Raw genomic sequence first — 20,845 nt, 5'->3', positions numbered from 1 at the left:
GCTTTCGGGAGTCGATGGAGCAGAACGTCAATCCGGCGTTCCTAGCAGCCCGTTGATTTTCGCCCTGCCTGCGCTATCCTCGCGTGATCTCGACGCGGGGGAGGAATCGCGATGGGCTTGGGCAAGCGGAAGCGGGAGACGCAGGGGACGTTCTGGGTTCCGACGGACAAGCTGGGGAGCGGTCCGCGAAACGTCTTCTACGACCGTCTGAACGGGCTGCTGGCCGAGATCGAATTCGACGGACGGCTCGAAGAGGCGGCCGCTCCGTACTACGAAACGACGGGGCGAAAGAGCCTGGCGCCGGGCGTCTACTTCCGGATGCTGTTCATCGGTTACTTCGAGGGGATCGACAGCCAGCGCGGCATCGCCTGGCGCTGCGACGACAGTCGCTCGCTGGCCCGTTTCCTGGGCTTCGGTCCCGGCGAGGAGACGCCGGACCATTCGACGCTCACGCTGACGCGAAACCGGCTGCCGCTGGAGATCCATCAGCTCGCGTTCGACCTGGTTCTCGGCCTCTGCCACGAGAAGGGTCTGCTCAAGGGCAAAACGCTCGGCGTCGACGCCAGCGATCTCGAAGCGAACGCTTCGATGAAGTCGATCGTCCGCCGGGAGAACGGCGACGACTGGCAGGAGTACGTTCGCAAGCTCTACGAAGCCGAAACGGGCGTAAGCGACCCGGACGACGAGGAGCTGCGCCGCTTCGACAGGAAGCGGAAGGACAAGAAGGTCTCCAACGACGAGTGGGTCAATCCGCACGATCCCGACGCTCGGATCGGGAAGATGAAGGACGGTCGCACGCATCTCAAGTACAAGGTCGAACACGCCGTCGATCTGGAGACGGACGTGATCGTCGCGGCGGAAGTCTACGAAGGGACCGCCGGCGACTGCCGGACGATCGAAGATACCGTGAACGCCGCGCGAACGAACCTGCGCGAGGCGGGCACGGGCTGCGACGTGGAAGAGGTCGCGGCGGACAAGGGCTATCACAGCGAAGAGTCGCTCGACCGGCTGCAGCACGAGACGCACGTGCGGACGTATATTCCGCAGCCGAAGCGAGCGAAGTCTCGGAAGCGAAAACGCAAGCCGCCGAGTCGTCAGGCGGCCTATCGTCGCAATCGCCGGAACGCGCGCGGACGTCGCGGTCGCAGGCTGCAGCGTCTACGAAGCGAGAAGGTCGAGCGGACGTTCGCGCACGTGCTCGAAACGGGCGGCGGCAGGAGAACCTGGCTTCGCGGGCTGGCCAAGATCCGCAAGCGCTACCTCGTCGCCGCCGTCGCTTACAACTTGGGACGGATCCTGCGCCAACTCCTCGGCGCCGGTAAGCCGAAACAGTTCGGAGAACTGGGAGCAGCGCTTTCCGCCGCGTTTGGGCTCTCCAGCTTCGCTGATTTCGCCGTCGGATCGCATCGAGCGATCTTAAGCATCTCGGTCGCCGTCCGGCTCCCGCTCCTGATGCCTCGACGCTCAGCGACCTTTTGAACGCTCAGGCTCTCGCGAACAGGGAAATCAACGGACTGCTAGACCTCCTCGACATCGCCACGTACGTCTACTCGGCAGACGGAGCGATCAGACGAAGGAGAGGCGGAGATCCGGACGGAGGTAATAAGAAGCGCGGACAAATCGGCGACGGATGGCGTCGCCGGCTGCATTTTAGGATCGCGGTGAGAAGCCCGGAGCTCTGGCAGTCTCCAGCGGTCCAGGCTGCTCTATGCGGTACGCTCGGATTCCTTTCCGACGACGACTATTCCTTCGAGTTCGAGCCGTTCGGCGACGGTCCGAAGACGCTTCAGCACTATCTGGAGTTCGGCGAAAAGCCCTTCGACGGGCGGATCGAGGAAGTGATGCTCTTCTCCGGCGGGCTGGACTCGCTCGCCGGCGCCGTGAAAGAAGCCGTCGTCGACGGAAGGGAAGTCGCGCTCGTAGGGCATCGCTCGACTTCCAAGACGTCGGGAATCAGCGAAGCCCTCGTCGAGGGCTTGTCTGCTCGCGCCGCTCGACCGCCAGTGCATCTCCCTTTCCGGGTCAATAAGGACGAAGAACTCGGCAGGGAGTTCAGCCAGCGAACTAGATCCTTCTTGTTCGCTTCGCTGGCCGCGACCGTCGCCGCGACTCTAGGGCGTCCCCGCATCCGCTTCTATGAAAACGGCGTCGTTAGCCTCAATCTGCCGATCTCGCCGCAAGTCGTCGGCGCGCGTGCAACGCGCACGACGCACCCTCGCGTCCTGAACGGGTTTCAGGAACTCTTCTCGCTCGTCGCTGAGAGGCCGTTTGCGGTCGAGACTCCGTTCTTCCGGCTGACGAAGACGGACGTCGTTCAGTCGATAGCTGACGCGGGCTGCGCGGATCTGATCGCTGGCACCCGCAGCTGCGCGCACACCATCCAGGCGACGATCGAACACCCGCATTGCGGAACCTGTTCGCAGTGCATCGACCGCCGATTCGCTACGCTCGCGGCGAGACAAGAGGCGAACGATCCGCGGGAGCGCTATGCCGTGGATCTTATTACCGGTCCCCGCGACAGCGAAGAGTCGCGAGCGATGCTGCTCGGGTACGTGAACACGGCGCATCGGATCGAGCAGATGAGCCCCGAAAGCTTCTTCGCTGAGTTCGGCGAAGTTACTCGGGCGCTTCCCTATCTGAACGGCGGTGCTGAGCGCGCCGCGATGGAAATCTACGATCTCTTCAAGCGGCATGCGAAGCAAGTCAACGGCGTCGTGGAACGTGCATTCGAGGGGAGCGGACGGGCTTTCCGCAAACTCAATCTTGAGCCGACGTCGCTGATCGGACTGCTTTGCGCGAGTTACACCACACCGGCAGCGCAACCGGCAGCGGACGCGGCATCGCTGCTTCCCGCGGAAATGGCGGCTGAGACAAATCTGTTCCGCCGCGTCGGCACCCACTGGATCGTGCGATTTAACGGCGGTTCCGCGCTGCTGGTCCGGCACTCGCTCGGAATCGATTACTTGATCCATTTGCTAACGCGACCAGGACAGGCGATGACGGTCGAAGACCTGGATCGCGAAGTGAACGTCGGCGCTCCTGCGTTGCCCTCGAATCCCGGCGGAGAAGTGACTGACCGCGATGCCTTGGCTGAATACGCCAAGACACGAGAAGAGCTTCGTATTGAACTTGCGCGTGCCGAGAAACAGGGCGACGATATGGAGGTTGTCCACTTGGCCGGGCAGATCGAGACGATCAGTGCGGAGATCGAAAAAGCGATCCACGGCGGAGCGCTTCGACGATTCTCCGACGAGCGCGAGAAAGCGAGACAGCGAGTTACGATCGCTATCCGCCGCGCGGTGAAGGAGATCGCCAAGGACCTTCCCGAACTGGCCGCTCATTTAAGGCCACCTGTTCTTCGGCAAGGCTACGCACCGTGCTACGACCCCCGAGAGCCCATCGACTGGCATGTCTCGGATTCGCGAAATACTGCGGCGCTACGCGAGAAGTAGCGCCTGAGACGCCGGATGTAGCGCCTCGTCTGTAGAAGGCGCGGACCGGCTAAATCCAAGAGCCTTCCACCCGAAAGGGTGACGCGGCGCCCCCGTGGAGAACCTTCGCCGGTCCGACTCCACGGGGGCGCTTTCGTTTCCCCAAGGTAGGAAGATGCTCCACGCGAAACTGCAGAATGAAGTCGGCCCGGAACCGCTGTCGCTCCGTCCGAGGGAGGCCGCCAAGGCGCTCGGCGTTTCCGAACGGACGTTGTGGGCCTGGACGAAGGAAGGGACCGTTCCGCACGTGAAAATCGGCGGGACGCTGCTCTACCCCGTCGCCCAACTCCGCGAGTGGCTGTCGCGCAAGGCCGCGGCGGCGGGAGGAAGCGGCGAATGACCAAGCCGATCGAACGCGTTCTCGAAAAGCTGCCGGGCGCGACGCCGTCGGGCGACGGATGGTCGGCGCGTTGTCCTGCGCATGACGACAGTAGTCCGAGTCTCAGCGTCAGCGAAGGCGACGACGGACGGGCGCTTCTTTGTTGCCACGCCGGGTGCAAGGTCGACGCCGTTTGCGCTGCTCTCGGCATGAAGGTGACGGAATTGATGCCGCGCGGAGATGACTTCGCTTCGCCGGTCGACAGGAAGGGGGCGAGCGGCGCTGCGGCCCGCGTCGTGGCGACGTACGACTACCGCGACGAGCAGGGCGAGCTCGTCTTCCAGGTGCAGCGACTCGATCCGAAGTCGTTTCGGCAGCGCCGACCGGACGGGAAAGGCGGATGGATCTGGAAGGTCAAAGGCCTTCCTGCCCTGCCCTACCGTCTCCCGGAACTACTCGCCAACCCGAAGCGAATCGTCTTCGTCGTCGAGGGCGAAAAGGACGTCGACAACCTCGCGAAGCTCGGCGTGATCGCCACCTGCAACGCGGGCGGGGCGGGCAAATGGACTGCCGAGCACGCCGTGTTCCTGAAGGGTCGTCAGGTAATCGTGCTTGTCGATAACGACGCGCCGGGACGCGACCACGCAAGGCAGGTCGCGGCAACGCTCCACGGCGTCGCCAGCGCGGTCCGCATCGTCGACCTTCCGGATCTGCCGGAGAAAGGCGACGTGAGCGACTGGATCGAGGCGGGCGGCACGAAGGAAGCGCTTCGTCGACTGATCGAGCAGGCGCCGGAGTGGACGCCGGACGCAGAGCCCTGGCCGGAGATTGAATTGTTCGACGCGTGGGATCTGCCGGCGTTTCCGACGCACGTCCTGCCGCCGCCCCTCCGGAACTGGGCCGAGGCGGAGTCTCACGCGACGCAGACGCCGAAAGAGCTGGCAGCGTCGCTGGCCCTGGCGGTCTGCTCGGCGACGATCGCACGCCGCGTGACGGTAGAAGTGCGTACCGGCTGGATCGAGCCGTCGAATCTGTACGTCGCGGTTCTGCTCGGTCCCGGCAATAGGAAGTCGGCGGTTTTCTCTGACGCGACGCGACCGCTGAGGGAGATCGAACGAGAGATGATCGTGGAAGCCGAGCCGTTCGTCGCGCAGGAGCAGTCGAGAGCGAGACAGCGCGAAGCGTCCCTGCGGAGGCTGGAGAAGCGGGCGGTCGAATCGGACGACGCCGAAGCGAGAGACGAGGCAGCGAGACTCGCGACGGAGATTGCCGCGACCGCGGAACCGGTTCTGCCGCGCCTGATCGTCGACGACGCGACGAGCGAAAAGCTCGGCATGATGCTCGCGGAGCAAGGCGGTCGGATCGCCAGCATGTCGCCCGAGGGAAGCGTGTTCGACCTGATGGCGGGCATGTATTCCAAGAGCGGCGTGCCGCAGTTCGACGTCTACCTGAAAGGCCATTCCGGAGACGAGTTGATTACCGACCGAGTCGGTCGGAAATCGGTTCGGGTCGAGCGACCGGCGATTACGTGCGCCTACGCGATCCAGCCGACCGTCATCGAAGGACTCGCCGGGAATCCTGCTTTTCGCGGTCGCGGCCTGCTCGGCCGCTTTTTGTACGCAGCGCCCGACAGTTGGATCGGCGAGCGGGCGATCGCCCCCGCCCCGGTCCCGGCTTCGACCATCGCCGCCTATCGCAGCGCCGTTCGCAGGCTGGCGGAGAACGTCGACGAGCGAACGCTGCGACTGTCGCCGGAAGCTGCTGCCGTACTGATTCGCTGGGAAGCCGAAATCGAGTCGATGCTCGACGACGGCGGCGATCTGGAGACGTTGCGGGACTGGGGCGCAAAGCTCGCCGGCGCGACCGTGCGGATCGCGGCCGTTCTGCACTGCGTCGAGCGAGGGAACGCGGGGACCATCGAGGCGTCGACGATCGAGGCCGCAGTCGAGATCGGACGCTACCTGATCCCGCACGCTGAAGCCGTGCTGCAACTGATGCAAGCGAAGGACGATTCGCAGAACGCCGATGCTCAATATGTGCTGAAGTGGATTCGCAGGCACGACCTACGCGAATTCACGAAGCGAGACGCCCATCAGCACGGCAAGCGACGTTTCGCCCGAGCCGATGACCTGGACGATCCGCTCGCCGAACTCGTTCGACGAGGATACATCCGACTGCGGGTGCAAAAGTCGGAGGGTCCCGGACGTCCGCCGTCGCCGTCGTACGAATTGAATCCTACAGCGTTCGGAACGGCAGACCCGCGCTCCCACAATTCCCGAAACCTGGCGGGAAACCGTCAAAGCGGCGATTGCGGGAATACTGGGAACGCCGCGGGCGCTCTTCACCGCGACGAGCGAGTGAGGGTGACGCTATGAACTCGATCGAACTCCTGCTCGAAGACTGCCGGTCGCGTGACGTGCGAATCGAGGTCGGCGGCGACGGCAATCTGACGGTGGACGCTCCCAAGGATGCACTGACTCGTGACCTGCTCGATCGCCTGCAAAGGCACAAGCCGGATCTCTTGCGGCTGTTGAGCGACGAGGTGACGGACGACGGCGCTCTGAATCCGACCTTCGGCGACGTCGAGTGCATCGACCCTGGCGACCTGACGCCCTGCCCCGGATGCGGGACCCTCGACCAGTGGCTTTCCGCCACGGGCGACCGCTTCGGACGCTCGCCGGGAGTCTGGCGCTGTTCCAACTGCGATCCTCCGGTCGCCTCTCGTCGCATGGCGGAAGCGGCGGCGCGCATCCGGGCGGAACTGGCCTTTCGGCAGCGAGGTACGGCGGGACGTACGCGAGGGGGCTCAGAATCTGGCGATCGAGCCACGTAGACCGAGCCAGCTCTCGCTCACATTTTTTGGCGATATTTCGACGCAGGTCGAATCGCGAAAAGCCGCAGGGCGACGTGAGCGAATCAAACGCCTGGGTCCTTTGCTCGCGATGAGTGCAGTGCGGCGTAGCCGGGGTGGCACGTTTTTTACATACAGACGACGCGAAAGGTCGGTAAGTGAGAACTGAAACGAACGAGTCCCGGGTCCTTCCGCAGGCTCGGCCGGCGCCGTCCCAACGCGAACGGGCGGCATTGTCGATTGAGTTTCTTTCCTGCAAAGGCTATTCGTGCATAATGGGCAGAGCGCCCGTTACTCGTTAGGAACGGCGATGGCGAAGAATCGAAGCGTGAAAGTATCTGATCTGCTCCGCCGAGCGATCGAGGCGTCGCCGCTGTCGCGGTATCGCATCGCTCGCGAGACGGGGATCGACGACAGTTCGCTGGCGAAGTTCGTCGCGGGCGAACGGGGCCTGTCGCTCGACTCGGTCGACAAGCTCTGCAAACTGCTCGGGCTGACGCTCCAGGCGATCCAAACGAACCAGACGAAAGGCGGGAACTAATGGCGAGCATCATCCGAGAGCCGAACGGACGGAGGACGATTCAGTTCGTCAGCGGCGACGGGAAGCGCCCGAAGATCCGGCTCGGCAAGGTTCCGCAGAAGGCGGCGGAGACGTTCTGTCGGCACGTCGAGCGACTGCTCGCGTACAAGCTGACGGGTCATCCGCTGGACGCCGAGACCGCGGGGTGGCTCACGGGCTTAGAACCGAACATGACGGAGCGTCTTGCGGAAGTCGGACTGATTGATTCGCGGGTTCCGCGGTCCAAGCAGGCGCTCGGCGGGTTCATCGCCGAATACGTCGCGGGCCGCGTGGACGTGAAGCCGGCGACGAAAGAAATCTGGCGACAGGGCGAGAAAGGGCTAGTCGAGTTCTACGGCGCCGTTCGCCCGATGCGAGAAATCACGCCGCGGGACGCTGACGATTACAAGCTCCATCTGATCGGGAAGAAGCTTCGCCCGATGACGATTCGGAAGCGGCTGCAGTTCGCGAAGACGATCTTTCGAGCGGCGGTGCGATCGAAGTTGATCGCCGAGAATCCCTTCGCCGACGTCCAGGTGAAGGCGGCGATGTCGGACCGAAAATCGTTCGTCAGCCGGGAGACGATTCAAAAGGTTCTCGACGCGTGCCCGGACCATCACTGGCGCCTGATCGTCGCGCTGGCGCGGTACGGCGGCCTGCGGTGCCCGAGCGAGGTTCTGTCGCTCCGCTGGCAGGACGTCGACTGGGTTCGCCGGGTGATCCAGGTGCAGAGCCCGAAGACGGAACATCATCCGGGGAAAGAGTCGCGGGCGCTGCCGCTGTTCCCGGAACTGCTCCCCTACCTGAACGAATCCTATGCGGCAGATCCTGAAGCGGTGTACGTCGTCGACGAGCGACACCGGAAGGCGGCGATCGGCAAGCAGGGCTGGCGGAACATCAATCTCGGGACGCAGATGAAGCGCATCCTGGCCGTCGCTGACGTCGAGCCGTGGACGCGGATCTTTCACAACCTGCGATCGTCGCGCGAAACGGAACTCGTCGAGCAGTATCCGCTGCCGGTCGTCGCCGCGTGGATGGGGCATTCGGTCGACGTCGCGGTGAAGCATTACTGCCAAGTCACCGACGACCATTTCGCCCGGGCCGCGGGCATCGCGAAGCCGCCGGATATGCAGGCTGAAAAAGCGGTGCAGAAAGCGGTGCAGCAACCGTCCGGAACCCCTCGCAATGTGCCGCGCACGGCAAAAGCGAAACATCCGACGACGCGAAGCCGAAAGGCGAAACACGAACCGCTGCCGCAAGTTGCGACGTTTGACGAAAATCGCAAGTCCTTGAGCGGTAAGGCCTTAGCGGATGGGGCGGGATTCGAACCCGCGGTACGGTTACCCGTACGGCAGTTTTCAAGACTGCTGCCTTAAACCGCTCGGCCACCCATCCGGAGAACACGACCGCCGCAAGGCGTCCGCGGTTCGCCGCTTACTCTACCGGCGAATCGTGAAAGCGTCAAAACGGGGAGGGAAGAGCGGTACGCTCATGGACGCCTCGCGACGGCGCTTCCGAACGAAGCTATTGCCGGACTTCGTCTTATGCTCAACTCGGCTCGGCTTCGATCGACGCCCGCATCGAGCCGACGGACGATGCGATGGCGGCGTCGGCGCCGAAGGCTTTGATCTGATCCCGCTTCAACTCGGCGTGCTCCCGCGTCGTCGTCAGGACGATGGCCTTGCCCCCCGTATCCACCTCCTTGGCGATCGCGTAGCCCCGTTCGAACGAGTGCCCGAACAGGTCCCGCATCATGCGGATCACGTAGGGATACGAATGGTCGTCGTCGTCCCACAGCACGACGTGGTAGCGGGGCTGCTTCTTCGGCCGCGCGTCGGTCCGGACGCGACGCTCCGTCTCGGGACGGTCCAGGACCGCGGTTCGTTCTTCGTCCGTCATCGTCGCCGACCCTGCTACGGCGCAGAAGATGGGATCTGCCGCGCATCGACGCGGCGGAAGAGGCGATCAGTACGCCTTCTGATTCTCGATTTCGAGCTCGAGTCCGCCCGCCATACTGAAGACGAGGTTGATGATCAGGCCGTAGATCAATCCGAACAGGAAGCTCATCGCGCCGTACGTCAGCGGGACGCCGACCATCATGAACAGCGCCATGCCGACGCCCGCGCCCGCGCCGATCATGCCGCCAGTCGCGGCTTCATCGCCGGAGGATACCGCTGCGGCGCCGCCGACCAGACTCATGAGCAACATGAACAAACCCATCTGTACGCCGACGAGCAATCCGATGAGCAGTCCCATCGCGCCCATGATCTTCGCGAGGGAAATGACGCCGATCCGCTTAATGACTTGCAAGGGAGTTTCCTTCGGGCGATAGCCAATTCAATGACAGCGTCCCGGACGCGATGCGGATCTGCCCGACCGCGCGAGCGGATCGATTATACTTTTTCCCGAATTCGCTCAGTGAGTCGAATCCGATCGGGAAATCCAGATTCGGACAGAGCGATCGACGCTCTTGCGCCGGCCCCGCGTCTCCCGATCCGCCGATTCGTCCGAATCCCTCTGACTATCGAACTGGAATCGCCGCGTGCAGGAAGCGCTCAACCGACTGGACGACCTTCGCGACCGGCACCTGGCCGATTTACTCGAACTGCTGCGCATCGCCAGCGTCAGCGCCGATCCGGACTACAAGGCCGAAGTTAGCCGGGCGGCGGACTGGGTCGCGGCGAAGTTCCGCGGCATGGGCCTGACGGTGACGGTCGTTCCGACCGAGCGTCATCCGCTGGTCTTCGCCTCCTCGCCGCCCGTGCCGGGGAAGCCGACCGTTCTGGTCTATGGTCACTACGACGTGCAGCCTCCCGATCCGCTCGACGAGTGGATCACGCCGCCGTTCGAGCCCGCGATCCGCGACGGCAACGTCGTCGCTCGCGGCGCGACCGACGACAAAGGCCAGATGCTGACGCACCTCCTCTCGGCGGAGGCCTGGCTCCAGTCGGGCATGCAACTGCCCGTACAGTTAAAGTTCTGCATCGAAGGCGAAGAAGAGGTCGGCAGCGAGTCGCTCTACCACGCCCTCGATTCGACGGAACGCGTCGTCGACGGAATGACTGTCGCCGAATGGATGAAGTGCGACGTCGCCGTGATCAGCGATTCGTCGCAGTTCGCGCCGGGCGTGCCGGCGGTCACCTACGGCCTGCGCGGCATCGCCTACTACGAATTGCGGCTGACCGGGCCGAAGCAGGATCTGCACTCCGGCGTCTTCGGCGGAGCGGTCACGAATCCCTGCCTGGCGCTGGCACAGATGCTGGCCGCGCTGAAGGACGAGCGGGGCCGCGTCATGGTCCCCGGTTTCTACGACGACGTGCTGCCGCTGTCGGACGCGGAGCGGCAGGAGTTCGCCTCGCTCGACTTCTCCGAAGAGAAGTTCCGGAAGCAACTGGACGTCGAAGCGACGACGGGCGAGGAAGGTTTCACCACGCTCGAACGTCGCTGGGCTCGCCCGAGCTGCGACGTGCATGGACTGTGGGGCGGCTACCAGAAGGAAGGCGCCAAGACGGTCTTGCCTGCGAAGGCAGGCGCCAAGTTCAGCTTCCGCCTGGTGCCGAACCAGGACCCGCACAAGATCTCGGCCAGTCTCGAACAGTTCCTGCGGTCGATCTTGCCGCCCGGCATCCGCATGGAACTGATCGACATGCACGGAGCGCCGGGCTGCGTCGTGCCGATCGACAGCCCCTACATGAGCGCCGCGCGGGCCGCGATCGAGACCGGCTTCGGCAAGCGGGCGGTCTTCATCCGCGAAGGGGGTTCGATCCCCATCGTCGGCGCCTTCAAGCAGCGTCTCGGCATGGACACGCTTCTCCTCGGCTGGGGCCTCGACGACGACAACACCCACGGCCCCAACGAGAAATTCCACCTCGCCGACTTCTACCGCGGCATCCGCGCCAGCACGACCCTCTGGAGCGAACTGGCGAAGGTGACTCCGGGAAAGACGGAGACCTAACTCCTTCGGGTGGCATTGGCTTTGCCAGTGCTGTCCCTGGAACAGGCTAGACCTCAGGGTCTTAGCTCTTCCAAAGGCAGAGTCGCACCAGCGCTCGCACTGGCGGAGCCAGTGCCACCCGAAGGAGCGACAAGGCTTCGTTGTCCCGGTCCGCGTCGGCTAGCTACCGCCCTGCCGCCGCCTGCGGTAACTTCATGCGTTTCCGGAAGATGCGGGAAAGCGCGAACGTGAGCGTTCGCCCGCCCCTCCCGGATTCGATGACCTTGCCCCGCGCCGGCTGCCTGCGATGCTCGACCGCAAATACATTCTCGACCACGCTGACCAAGTCCTCGAAAACTGCCAGCGCCGGGGCGTTCCCGCCGACGTGACCGGCCTCGTCGCGAAGGAAAAGGAGCGCCGGGAGCTGCTGCAGGAGGTCGAACGGCTCAACGCGGAGTCCAACGCCACGGCCAAGGGCATCGGCAAGGCGACGGGCGACGAGCGGGCCGCGATCGTCGAGAAGGGACGCCAGCTTCGCGCCGCCAAGGACGACGCCCAGCGCCGGCATGACGACCTGGAGAAGGAGATCCTCGCGATCCAGCTCCACATCCCGAACCTGGCCCACCCCGACGCGCCGATCGGCCACGACGACCAGTCGAATCTCGAAATCCGGCACGGCAAAACGCCGATTCCGAAGTTCGAGTTCAAGCCCCTCGATCACCTCGTCCTGGGCGAGCATCACGACTGGATCGACTTCGAGGGGGGCGCCCGGACGACGGGGCACGGCTTCTACTTTCTGAAGGGGGAGATCGTCCTGCTGGACCTCGCCCTGCAGCAGTTCGCGGTCAACCAGCTCGTGAAGCGCGGCTTCATCCCGACGATGACGCCCGACCTGGCGAAGGACAGCATCCTGGAAGGGATCGGCTTCATCCCGAGGGGCGAGTCGACGCAGATCTATAGCCTGGAAAACATGGACCTCTCGCTGATCGGCACGGCGGAGATCACCCTCGGCGGCCTCTATGCCGGCAAGACGTTCGAAGAGAGCGAGCTTCCCCTGCGGCTGTGCGGCATCAGCCACTGCTACCGCACCGAGGCAGGCGCCGCGGGTCGCGCCTCGCGCGGGCTCTACCGCGTGCACCAGTTCACGAAGGTGGAGATGTTCGCGTACACGCTGCCCGAGCAGTCGGACGCCATCCACGAGGAACTGCTGGAGATCGAGTGCGACCTGTTCGACGCCCTCGGCATTCCCTATCGCGTGGTCGACACGGCGACGGGCGACCTGGGCGGGCCGGCTTATCGCAAGTACGACCTGGAAGCCTGGATGCCGGGTCGCGGCGAAGAGGGCGAGTACGGCGAAGTGACCAGCACGTCCAACTGCACCGACTACCAGGCCCGGCGTCTCAACGTCCGCTACAAGAAGGAAGGCGAAAAGGGGACCCGCTTCGTCCATACCCTGAACGGCACCGCCATCGCCCTCTCCCGCGCGCTGATCTCCGTCCTGGAGAACTACCAGCAGGCCGACAAGACGGTGAAGGTGCCCGAGGCGCTGAAGCCGTATCTGCCGTTCGAGGTCATGGGGAATAGCTGACGGCGTTCGTTTTCGTTCTTAAACCGCTGCGTGATAATGTCGCAACCGTCGAACCAAGAGTTCCAAGCGCCCGCTGCTTCGCCCACGCGACTCTTCTTCGGCAGGTTCGGGGAAACGTCGCTCGTACTCCTGGGCATCTTCATGCTGGTCGGCTGGGTCTCCGGCATGGTCGTAAGGTCCGTGAATCGTGATGAGGCCATCGACGCGAACGTTGCCTTCATCTTCGGACTCGCAGCGCTCGCCGTCTGCGGCGCCGTCGGGTTCGCAGGAGTCGTTTACGGCGTGCTCGCGCTATTCGGTCTCGGCAATCCGAGCGCGAAGAACGATCGACTCCAGGGAGGCATCGGCGCGGCCATCTGTTTCCTGCTGACGTCCGTGCTTGTATTGGCTCAGTTCCTCGCCGGAGGCATGCGCCTCGCGATGGTCGAAAAATCCGTCCCTTGGCCGTTCGTGCATGAGTCCACGGGCCTCGTACTGAACCAACCCGCGCAGTACTGGGTGGTGAATGTCGGACAGGACGCGAAGAAGGCCGACCCGAATGCCGTTGCAGTCGCCGTCGGTCCGACTCAGGGCTCCGGAATTCCGGACCTTCTGCTCGTGCTCGCGAGCGCGACGCCGGGGATCGATGCGAAGACGATCGACTTTCAACAGTTCGGGGAGGCCATAGCTGCCCAAAATGCGCTGACGAACAAAGTCGTCGAACGTGTCGAAACGATCGAGATCGACTCGGAGACTGCCGCGGTGTGCGTCGTCTCCGGCGACACCCCGACGCGAAGCGGCGTTCGCCATTTCTACGCGAATCTCGTTCGCGGCGAGACCTGTTTGCAACTGGTGCTGGTAACCGACGAGCCGGATGCGTCCGGCGAAGAGATGTTCGACGCGATCCTACGGAGCGTCGAGTTTCGCTGAACGACGCTGGCTACTGCCTTATCCACGCGTACGACAGCGAATCGCTACCACTTTGGAGAAATAACGCCCATGGCTGCCAAGTACGTGAAGCTCTCGAAGGACGACGCGGCGCTGCTGCTGGTCGATCACCAGTCGGGGCTGATCTCGCTGGTGCAGGACTTCTCGCCCGACGACTTCAAGAACAGCGTCCTGGCGCTGGCCGACATCGGCAAGTTCTTCGACCTGCCGACGATCCTGACGACCAGCTTCGATCAGGGGCCGAACGGACCGATCGTGCCCGAACTGGCCGCGATGTTCCCCGACGCGCCGTTCATTCAGCGACCGGGGCAGATCAACGCCTGGGACAACGAGGACTTCGTCGCCGCGATCAAAGCGACCGGTCGCAAGCAGTTGATCGTCGCGGGCGTGGTGACCGACGTCTGCGTCTCGTTCGTCGCGCTGTCGGCCATCGAAGCGGGGTACGACGTTTTCGTCGTGACCGATGCCTCGGGCACTTTCAACAAGACCGTGCAGCAGGCCGCCTGGGCGCGGATGGCCGCCGCGGGATGCCAGCTCGTGAACTGGTTCGCGGTCGCCTGCGAACTCCATCGCGACTGGCGGAACGACATGGAGGGCCTCGGCGCCCTGCTGTCGAACCACCTGCCGAACTATCGCAACCTGATGAGCAGCTATAACGCGCTGCAAGCGGCGAAGAAGGGGTAGCGAAAAGACGAACGTCTCAATCACGGCGACGGCCAGCGGGGGACGGCAGTACCCCGAGTCTGGATCGCGGTCGAAGACTGCGATCGCTGGCTTCCGCGCGGCCGCTGGGCTTGTTCGACGTTCGCGAGGCGGGACTCGCTCGACCATCGCTACGCTCGGTCGACGGACTCGGGGGACTGCCGTCCCCCGCTAGCCCCGGGCAGGAAGCGACCGCGCTTACTTCGCGTCGTCGCCCGTCTCGTTCAGATAGATCTTGATGTTCCCGGTCTTGCGACCGACGGCGACGATGTCGGTCTTGCCGTCGTTGTCGAGGTCGCCGACGTCGAGGTCTTCGACGGCGACGCCGCCCGGGTCGACGAAGGTGCGGGTCCACTCGGCGCCGGTCGCGTCCTTCGGATCATAGACGCGGACGCCGAACGTTCGCTCGGCAGAGAGCGAATCGCGCACGCCGACGATCAGTTCCTGCTGCCGATCGCCGTCGAGGTCCGCCGTCTTCACCGCGTGCCCCCACTGCAGCTCGTCGTCGATGACGACCCGTCTCCAGAGACTGCTGTATCGCCCCGCTTCGCCGTCGTTGCCGAAGACAGAAGGCGGCAGGTAGACCACCACCTTATCGCCGTGCCAGGGCTCGATCGTGGCGAGATAGTCGTCCGTCGGCTGATCGCCCAGCAGGCCCCGGCGGATCTCGCTCGCTCCTCGGCGGGGCTTGCTCTGCTGATCCCCTTCGCCGATCCGCGTCATCTTCCAACCGTTCTCATCTCCGCGGCGGATCGAGTGGACCCCCTCGAAGGCGACGACGACCACGTCCTCGACGCCGTCGTGATCGAGGTCGGTGACCTGAAAGTTGTGCGAAACGTGCAGCTGATCGGTGAGAACCTCCGGCTTCCACGCCTCCGGGTCCGTCGGATTCTCCGGCAGCACGTACCGCAGGAACCGCACGCCCGACTCGGCGAACTCCGGCGCCGTGGAGTTCCGCCCCATCAGCGGCAGGACGAGCAGTTCCTGCTTGCCGTCATGATCCAGGTCGCCGAAGTTGATCCGATGAACCGTCGGCTCGGTCCCGATCGGGAACAACTCCCAGGGCTGAGCCGGATCCTCGGGCTGCCTGAGCCACTGGATCGTCCCGCCCTGCTTCGTGTTCAGCGTCCAGTCGGCGCCGAGGGCGAAGTCGAGCCGTCCGTCGCCGTCGATATCGCAGGGGGCGAAGGTGACGTTGTCGGCCTTCTCCGGCGCCGAATAGATCGTATGGACGTCCCAGTTCGGGTTCGCCATCCAGATCAGGCGCTTGCTGTCGAGCACGACGATATCGAGCCGGTCGTCGCCGTTCATATCGAGCAGCCGGACCGCATACCCGACCGTCAGCCGCTCGGGCAACTCGATCTCCCGAAACTGAATCGTCGGGGCTTCAGCTGCCCCTTCCTGAGCGGACGCCGGCGCGACGAGCGAGAGTCCGGCGAAACCGAAGGCAGCGGATCGAAGTAGGATCGAGAGACGAGTCAGGGGTCGCGAAGTCATGGCGGGCGCTCCGAAGGAAGTTCGGTCGGCAGTATCCGCCCGCTGGGGCGCGAATTCAAGCCTTGGGCGCTCCAGCCTTTATCGACGTTACCTGAGAGACAAAAGGCTTCTCGAAGGTTGCCCCCCTCTACGGGCGGACGTTGCGGGTCGCGAAAACCCTGACGCTTGGTCGAATTGGCGCGACCGACCTACAATGAGCGGCTGTCGATTATCGATTCGTCGCAGACGAGAACTCGCCCCGCCTTCGGGCGTCGTGGAATAGTTATGCCTGGCATTTCGGAAAAGAACTCTCGAACGGACGCCGTCGACGCTGCGGCGCCGGAAGCGAAGACCCCGCGAACGGCGACGGGCGAGCGGTCGGGCTCGCGAACGATCGCGCGCTGGCTGGTGACCTTCGTCGGCGCCTTCATCGGCCTGGCCGTCGCGATCTGGTGGACGACGCGGACCGATGCCTTCGACCCGGAAGCTGGCCGGCGGATCGCCATTTCGTCGTCGCGCCCCTCCCCCGGTCCGTCAGCCGCCGAAACGCCGATCGCAGTTCCTGCCCCGGCGACCGAACAGGAAACGGAGCCAACCGCCGCGACGGCGCCCGAGCATCCGCTCGACCCGGCGCTGGAGATGGCCCGGGAGGCTCTGGAGCGGATCGATAACGAGATCCAGGACTACACCGCCAAGGTGGTCATGCAGGAAAAAGTGGGGGGCAAGCTGCTTCCCGAATCGGAGGTCTTCTGCAAGATCCGGCACGAGCGCCAGGTGACTGACGACGTGACGCTCCCCTTCAGCATCTACCTCCGCTACGACGGGCCGCCCCGGTTCAAGGGTCGCGAGGCGATCTGGGTCCGCGGCTGGCATAAGGACAATCTCGTCGCGCACGAGACGGGCCTGCTGAACGTGATGAAGGTCTACCTCGATCCGAAGGGCGAACTGGCCATGATCGCCAGCCGCTATCCGATCTACGACATCGGCCTGCGGAACCTGGTCGGGAAGCTGATCGAACGGGGCGAACGCGAACGCGAAACCGATCCCGCCAACTGTATCGTGACCGAAGAGCACGGCGTCGATCTCAACGGGCGATCCTGCCGGGTCATTCGCGTGCGGCATCCGGAGCAGCGGCCCGGGCTGGAGTTCTCCCTGGCGGAGATCTTCGTCGACGAGGAACTGCAGATTCCGATCCGCTACGCCGGCTACGGCTGGGGCGAGAAGCCGGGCGAAGATCAGATCCTGGAGCAGTACACCTACCTCGACCTGAAGCTCAACGTCGGCCTGACCGACGAAGACTTCAAGGCCGAGAACGAAGAGTACAACTATCCGAAGCGGTAGCGTCGCTTCGCCCGACCGACCGACGGAGAGCTACCGCTGGGCGGTCAGGCTGTCGTCCAGCAGGAAGCCGTCGATCCGCGCATAGGCGATCCACATCTCTTCCAGCGAGTCGAGATACTCCAGCGTCGTCTGGAAGTAGGTTCGCTGGGCGGTGAGCAGTTCCAGGAAGCTCCCTTCGCCGCCCGCGAGCGCCTGTCGGGCGAGGTCGATCGTCCGCTCGGTCTTGGGCAGCACGTCCCGGTCGTAGCGTTCTACGAGTATTCGCGACGACTCGTACTGGCGGAACTCGCCGGCCAGCGTCTGGGCCAGCGACTGCCGCAGCCGTTCCATCGCCTGCTGTGCTTCGCGGCGCTCCGCGAAGGCCCGGCGGACGCTCCCCTGATTCTGATTCCAGATCGGGATCGGCCCGGAGAGTTGGACGCTCGCGATGTCGAAGCCTGTCGCGTAGTCATGCTGCACCTGGACCTGGGCGTCGAGGTTCGGCACGACCTGAGCCTGTTCGTACTGAATCGTCCAGCCCGCGCGTTCGACGTTGGCCGCCGCGGCGGACATCAGCGGGCTCTCGCGTTCGATCCGCGCCAGCGTCGCGTCCCATTCGATCGCGGGGGGCGGCGTCAGTTCTCCGTCGACGGCGACCGCGGCGCCGAGCGGAGCGCCGAGTACGGCTTCCAGTTCCCGCAGCCGGGTTTCGACCGTCACGTCGAGGCGCGCCTTCGTTACCTCCGCCCGCGCGAGATCGGTCTCCGTCTGGAGAGCGTCGACGCCGCGAAGCTCGCCCCCGTCCACCAGGCTTTGGGTCAGTTCGGCGCTCCGGGAGCTGACGTCGATCAGACGCTGGGCGACGTCCAGGCGGCGGATCGCGATGCGATAGACATAGAACGCCCGGCGAACGTCGGTCAGCACGCGCCACCGCATGGCCTCCAGTTCGCAGCGGGCCTGCATATATTCCTGAGCGGCGACCTGCTGCGCAAGACCGAGTTTATTTCCGCGCACGAACTCCTGCGCGAGATAGATTCCCTGCTGGCCGGCTCGTCCGTCGTTACCGATTTCGGTCCCGGCGTATCCGGCCACCAGGTTCGGCGGCAGCCCCGCTTGGATCCAGCGTCCCCGCGCCGCTTCGACGCGAGCGGCCGCTTCGTCGATCGCCGGATTGCGCTGGAGGGAGACGCTCTCCAGCGTTTCGAGCGACCACGCCGGACCGGATTGCGTCGCGGTCATTTGCCGCGGCTGAGGAGCTCTCGGCTGCGATTGAGGAACGCCGCGATCGGAGGGCGAGACGATCTCAGGGGGCCCCTGTTCTTCCAGCGTCACGGCGGGCGGAAGCCGCCGGGACGGATCCTCCTGGGCGACTCGATACGGGGAAGCGTTCGATGCCGGGAAGGCGCTCGCCCGGGAGAGCGACTGGCCCCAGCGGGCGGTCTCCGGCGACTGAGCCTTCGCAGCGGTCGGCGACGGGCACGCGAACGCGACGAGCGCCGTACCGACGACGAGCGTCAGGCCGACCGCATCCGTCGCATTTCGTCGCAGATTGCGTAACATCGCTACTCGCCGGGTCAGGAACTTGCGCGCCGACGGCAGAGCCGTCGCTCCCTTGTATGTCGATCGTCCGGATCCTCCCGGGCGATTCGATTCTGACGAGCCGTCGCCCGCTCGCCAGTTCGCCCAAGCTACGGAATCGGAAAGGCAGGTGCCGCAGCCATGGCGATCGACGACAATCAGGAGTTCTCGCCTGCGAACGCTGCCTCCGCTCCTCCTCCCGGAGTTCGTCGTGATTCGACCGCTGCCTTCGGCGCTTCTACCACTCAAATTCGCGGCAGCGACGATCCTGCTCGGCGGCGCGCTGACGGCAGGATCGGTCGCCGCCGAAGAGACGCGTCCGTTCGAGATCCGCTTCGTCGATGCGGAGACCGGGCGGGGCATCCCGCTGGTCGAGCTGAAGACGGTCCACCACGTCCCCTACGTCACTGATAGCGCGGGCCGCGTCGCCTACGACGAGCCGGACCGGGCGGGCGAGACGATCTTCTTCAGCGTCAAGGCCCATGGTTACCGCGCGCCGAAGGACGGCTTCGGCATCGAAGGCGTGCGCTGCAAGGTCGAGCCGGGCGGCGAGCAGGAATTCGAACTCGAGCGGATCAACGTCGCCGAGCGGCTTTACCGCATCACGGGCCAGGACATCTATCGCGACTCGCTGCTGCTCGGCCATGAAGCGCCGATCCCGGACGAGTCGCGTTCGGGCATGGTCGCGGGGCAGGACTCGGTGTTCGGCGTACCGTACCGAGACCGGATCTATTGGTTCTGGGGCGACACGGCCCGGCTGTCGTATCCCTTGGGTCTCTTCCGCATGGCAGGCGCGACGTCGCCAGTGCCTGGCGAGAGCGGCCTGTCGCCAGACGACGGAGTTCGGCTCGACTACTTCGTCAGCGACGAAGGCTTCGCCCGGGCGATGTCGGAGCTTCCTGATCCGAAGGGGGTGATTTGGATCGACGGCGTCTGCGTTCTGCCGGACGAATCGGGACGGGAGCGATTGGTCGGCCACCACTCGCGTCGCGAGGGGCTCGGCGAGCAGTACGAGCACGGCATGTCGGTCTATGACGACGGACGCGAGATCTTCACGAAGGCGACCGACCTGCCGCTCGATGAGACCTGGCGCCACCTCAGCGCCCATCCGGTTCGCTTCAAGGAGGGGGGCGAGGAGTACGCCGGCAGCGGCCTCTGCTTCCCGGCGACCAGGACCAAGGCGACGCTCGCCGCGGCGCTATCCCCGGAATCCTACGAGTCGTTCTCCTGCCTGCCCCTGGACGCCGATCCGAAAACTGCCGACTCCGCGGCGGGACGAGACAGGAAAGCTCGATTGGCGTTGGCAGGCGGGTCCGCCGGTCACGCCCGAGATCGAGGCCCGCTGGCTGAAGAACGGTCTCGTTCAGGCGGACGAACTGCGGTTTCTGCCCGCGGACGCGGCGAATCCCGGCAAGCGGATCGAGTTTCACGCGGGAACCGTGAACTGGAATCCATTCCGCAAAAAATGGATCGCGATCGCCAGTCAGATTGCCCGGTCGGGCGACGCGCCCTCGCTATTAGGAGAGACGTGGTACAGCGAAGCCGCATCGCCGCAGGGTCCGTTCGAAACGACGGTGAAGATCGTCACGCACGACAAGCAGTCGTTCTATAACCCCTGCCACCACGCGTTCTTCGACGCCGACGGCGGGCGGACGATTTACTTCGAGGGGACCTACACCAACAGCTTCACCTCTTCGCCGGCGACGCCTCGGTACGAATACAACCAGATCATGTACCGACTGGACCTCGACGCCCCCCCGCTCGCGAAGGCATTCCCTCGCTAAACCGAAGCCGATTTCGCCGAACGAAACGCTCTTTAGAAATTTCCGGGCTAAGGAAAAATCGGAGAGTACACGGGTTTAGCAGTCGACGTTTCTACAGCGAAGTCCGTCGTACTCCAGGCGACGACCTTCCCTGTTGAATTGCGTAGGCGCGGCGTTCCGTTCTTAGCTTCTCGGCTTAAGTCGGCTCCACACCATGTGACGGACGCGAGCCAGGTCTCTGGGAATCTGTTTCCGCGGACTCCCGGGGCTGTCTCGCGTTCGTCGCTGGGGCGGCGGCAGCGCTCGTTCTATTTGAATTGCATGAGGCTCTTCGCCA

Annotated in this window: 17 protein-coding genes, 1 tRNA gene and 1 pseudogene; 14 read left to right on the top strand and 5 right to left on the bottom strand. The window is 64.6% G+C overall.

From position 1 onward, the window contains the following. The first annotated feature begins 111 nt into the window (after positions 1–111). The 7 genes and pseudogenes from SH602x_RS12700 to SH602x_RS12670 form a co-directional block, all read left to right on the top strand. A complete protein-coding gene (locus SH602x_RS12700; RefSeq protein WP_479472661.1) occupies positions 112–1,479 on the top strand; it encodes a transposase in 1,368 nt (455 codons plus the stop codon). Next, entirely contained in the window at positions 1,476–3,452 is a 1,977-nt protein-coding gene (locus SH602x_RS12695; RefSeq protein WP_479472660.1) for a 7-cyano-7-deazaguanine synthase, read from the top strand. Before SH602x_RS12700 ends, SH602x_RS12695 begins: the two co-directional genes overlap by 4 nt. A gap of 154 nt (positions 3,453–3,606) precedes the next feature. Beyond that, positions 3,607–3,831 carry a helix-turn-helix domain-containing protein gene (locus SH602x_RS12690; RefSeq protein ID WP_479472659.1) on the top strand — a complete coding sequence of 75 codons (225 nt, stop codon included), beginning with the start codon at positions 3,607–3,609 and terminating at the stop codon, positions 3,829–3,831. Beyond that, the gene (locus SH602x_RS12685; RefSeq protein ID WP_479472658.1) at positions 3,828–6,185 is read left to right on the top strand and encodes a YfjI family protein; all 2,358 of its coding nucleotides are present in this window, start codon (positions 3,828–3,830) and stop codon (positions 6,183–6,185) included. The genes SH602x_RS12690 and SH602x_RS12685 overlap by 4 nt, the downstream gene beginning before the upstream one ends. Next, a complete protein-coding gene (locus SH602x_RS12680) occupies positions 6,182–6,643 on the top strand; it encodes a TubC N-terminal docking domain-related protein (protein WP_479472657.1) in 462 nt (153 codons plus the stop codon). The genes SH602x_RS12685 and SH602x_RS12680 overlap by 4 nt, the downstream gene beginning before the upstream one ends. 346 nt (positions 6,644–6,989) lie before the next feature. After that, positions 6,990–7,202, top strand: a complete 213-nt coding sequence (locus SH602x_RS12675) for a helix-turn-helix domain-containing protein (protein WP_479472656.1) — start codon at positions 6,990–6,992, stop codon at positions 7,200–7,202. Further along, positions 7,202–8,296 (top strand): annotated as a pseudogene (locus SH602x_RS12670) (tyrosine-type recombinase/integrase); the annotation flags it as partial. The gene SH602x_RS12675 and the pseudogene SH602x_RS12670, both read left to right, overlap by 1 nt. A gap of 232 nt (positions 8,297–8,528) precedes the next feature. On the opposite strand, the gene SH602x_RS12665 reads toward SH602x_RS12670, so the two are convergent. From SH602x_RS12665 to SH602x_RS12655, 3 genes are all read right to left on the bottom strand, one after another. Beyond that, a tRNA-Ser gene (locus SH602x_RS12665) sits at positions 8,529–8,615 on the bottom strand. 153 nt (positions 8,616–8,768) lie between these two features. Beyond that, positions 8,769–9,119 (bottom strand): ATP-dependent Clp protease adaptor ClpS, encoded by a 351-nt coding sequence (locus tag SH602x_RS12660; protein WP_479472655.1) that lies wholly within the window; start codon positions 9,117–9,119, stop codon positions 8,769–8,771. A 66-nt stretch (positions 9,120–9,185) separates the two neighbouring features. After that, on the bottom strand, positions 9,186–9,530 hold the full coding sequence (locus tag SH602x_RS12655) for a hypothetical protein (RefSeq protein WP_479472654.1): 345 nt from the start codon (positions 9,528–9,530) through the stop codon (positions 9,186–9,188). Between the two features lie 232 nt (positions 9,531–9,762). Here SH602x_RS12655 and SH602x_RS12650 point away from each other — a divergent pair, with 232 nt between their 5' ends. The 4 genes from SH602x_RS12650 to ycaC all read left to right on the top strand — a co-directional run bounded on the left by SH602x_RS12650 (position 9,763) and on the right by ycaC (position 14,353). Further along, positions 9,763–11,175, top strand: a complete 1,413-nt coding sequence (locus tag SH602x_RS12650) for a dipeptidase (protein ID WP_479472653.1) — start codon at positions 9,763–9,765, stop codon at positions 11,173–11,175. 286 nt (positions 11,176–11,461) lie between these two features. After that, entirely contained in the window at positions 11,462–12,742 is a 1,281-nt protein-coding gene (serS, locus tag SH602x_RS12645; protein WP_479472652.1) for a serine--tRNA ligase, read from the top strand. Positions 12,743–12,778: 36 nt separating this feature from the next. Beyond that, positions 12,779–13,651 (top strand): hypothetical protein, encoded by an 873-nt coding sequence (locus tag SH602x_RS12640; RefSeq protein ID WP_479472651.1) that lies wholly within the window; start codon positions 12,779–12,781, stop codon positions 13,649–13,651. Positions 13,652–13,720: 69 nt separating this feature from the next. Further along, the gene (gene ycaC / locus SH602x_RS12635) at positions 13,721–14,353 is read left to right on the top strand and encodes an isochorismate family cysteine hydrolase YcaC (protein WP_479472650.1); all 633 of its coding nucleotides are present in this window, start codon (positions 13,721–13,723) and stop codon (positions 14,351–14,353) included. 216 nt (positions 14,354–14,569) lie between these two features. Here the strand turns inward: ycaC and SH602x_RS12630 are convergent, their stop codons facing one another. Beyond that, entirely contained in the window at positions 14,570–15,868 is a 1,299-nt protein-coding gene (locus tag SH602x_RS12630) for an FG-GAP repeat domain-containing protein (protein ID WP_479472649.1), read from the bottom strand. A gap of 264 nt (positions 15,869–16,132) precedes the next feature. Here SH602x_RS12630 and SH602x_RS12625 point away from each other — a divergent pair, with 264 nt between their 5' ends. Then, positions 16,133–17,188 carry a DUF1571 domain-containing protein gene (locus SH602x_RS12625; protein ID WP_479472648.1) on the top strand — a complete coding sequence of 352 codons (1,056 nt, stop codon included), beginning with the start codon at positions 16,133–16,135 and terminating at the stop codon, positions 17,186–17,188. Positions 17,189–17,218: 30 nt separating this feature from the next. On the opposite strand, the gene SH602x_RS12620 is transcribed toward SH602x_RS12625, so the two are convergent. Then, positions 17,219–18,727, bottom strand: a complete 1,509-nt coding sequence (locus tag SH602x_RS12620; RefSeq protein WP_479472647.1) for a TolC family protein — start codon at positions 18,725–18,727, stop codon at positions 17,219–17,221. 229 nt (positions 18,728–18,956) lie between these two features. Between SH602x_RS12620 and SH602x_RS12615 the strand changes: the two genes are divergently transcribed. Together SH602x_RS12615 and SH602x_RS12610 are read left to right on the top strand one after the other, a co-directional pair. Then, the gene (locus tag SH602x_RS12615; protein WP_479472646.1) at positions 18,957–20,357 is read left to right on the top strand and encodes a hypothetical protein; all 1,401 of its coding nucleotides are present in this window, start codon (positions 18,957–18,959) and stop codon (positions 20,355–20,357) included. After that, entirely contained in the window at positions 20,320–20,529 is a 210-nt protein-coding gene (locus SH602x_RS12610) for a hypothetical protein (RefSeq protein ID WP_479472645.1), read from the top strand. Before SH602x_RS12615 ends, SH602x_RS12610 begins: the two co-directional genes overlap by 38 nt. The last annotated feature ends 316 nt before the right edge of the window (positions 20,530–20,845 follow it).

This window comes from Lignipirellula cremea (assembly GCF_056501455.1).
This window is presented reverse-complemented; position numbering and strand designations above follow the sequence as displayed.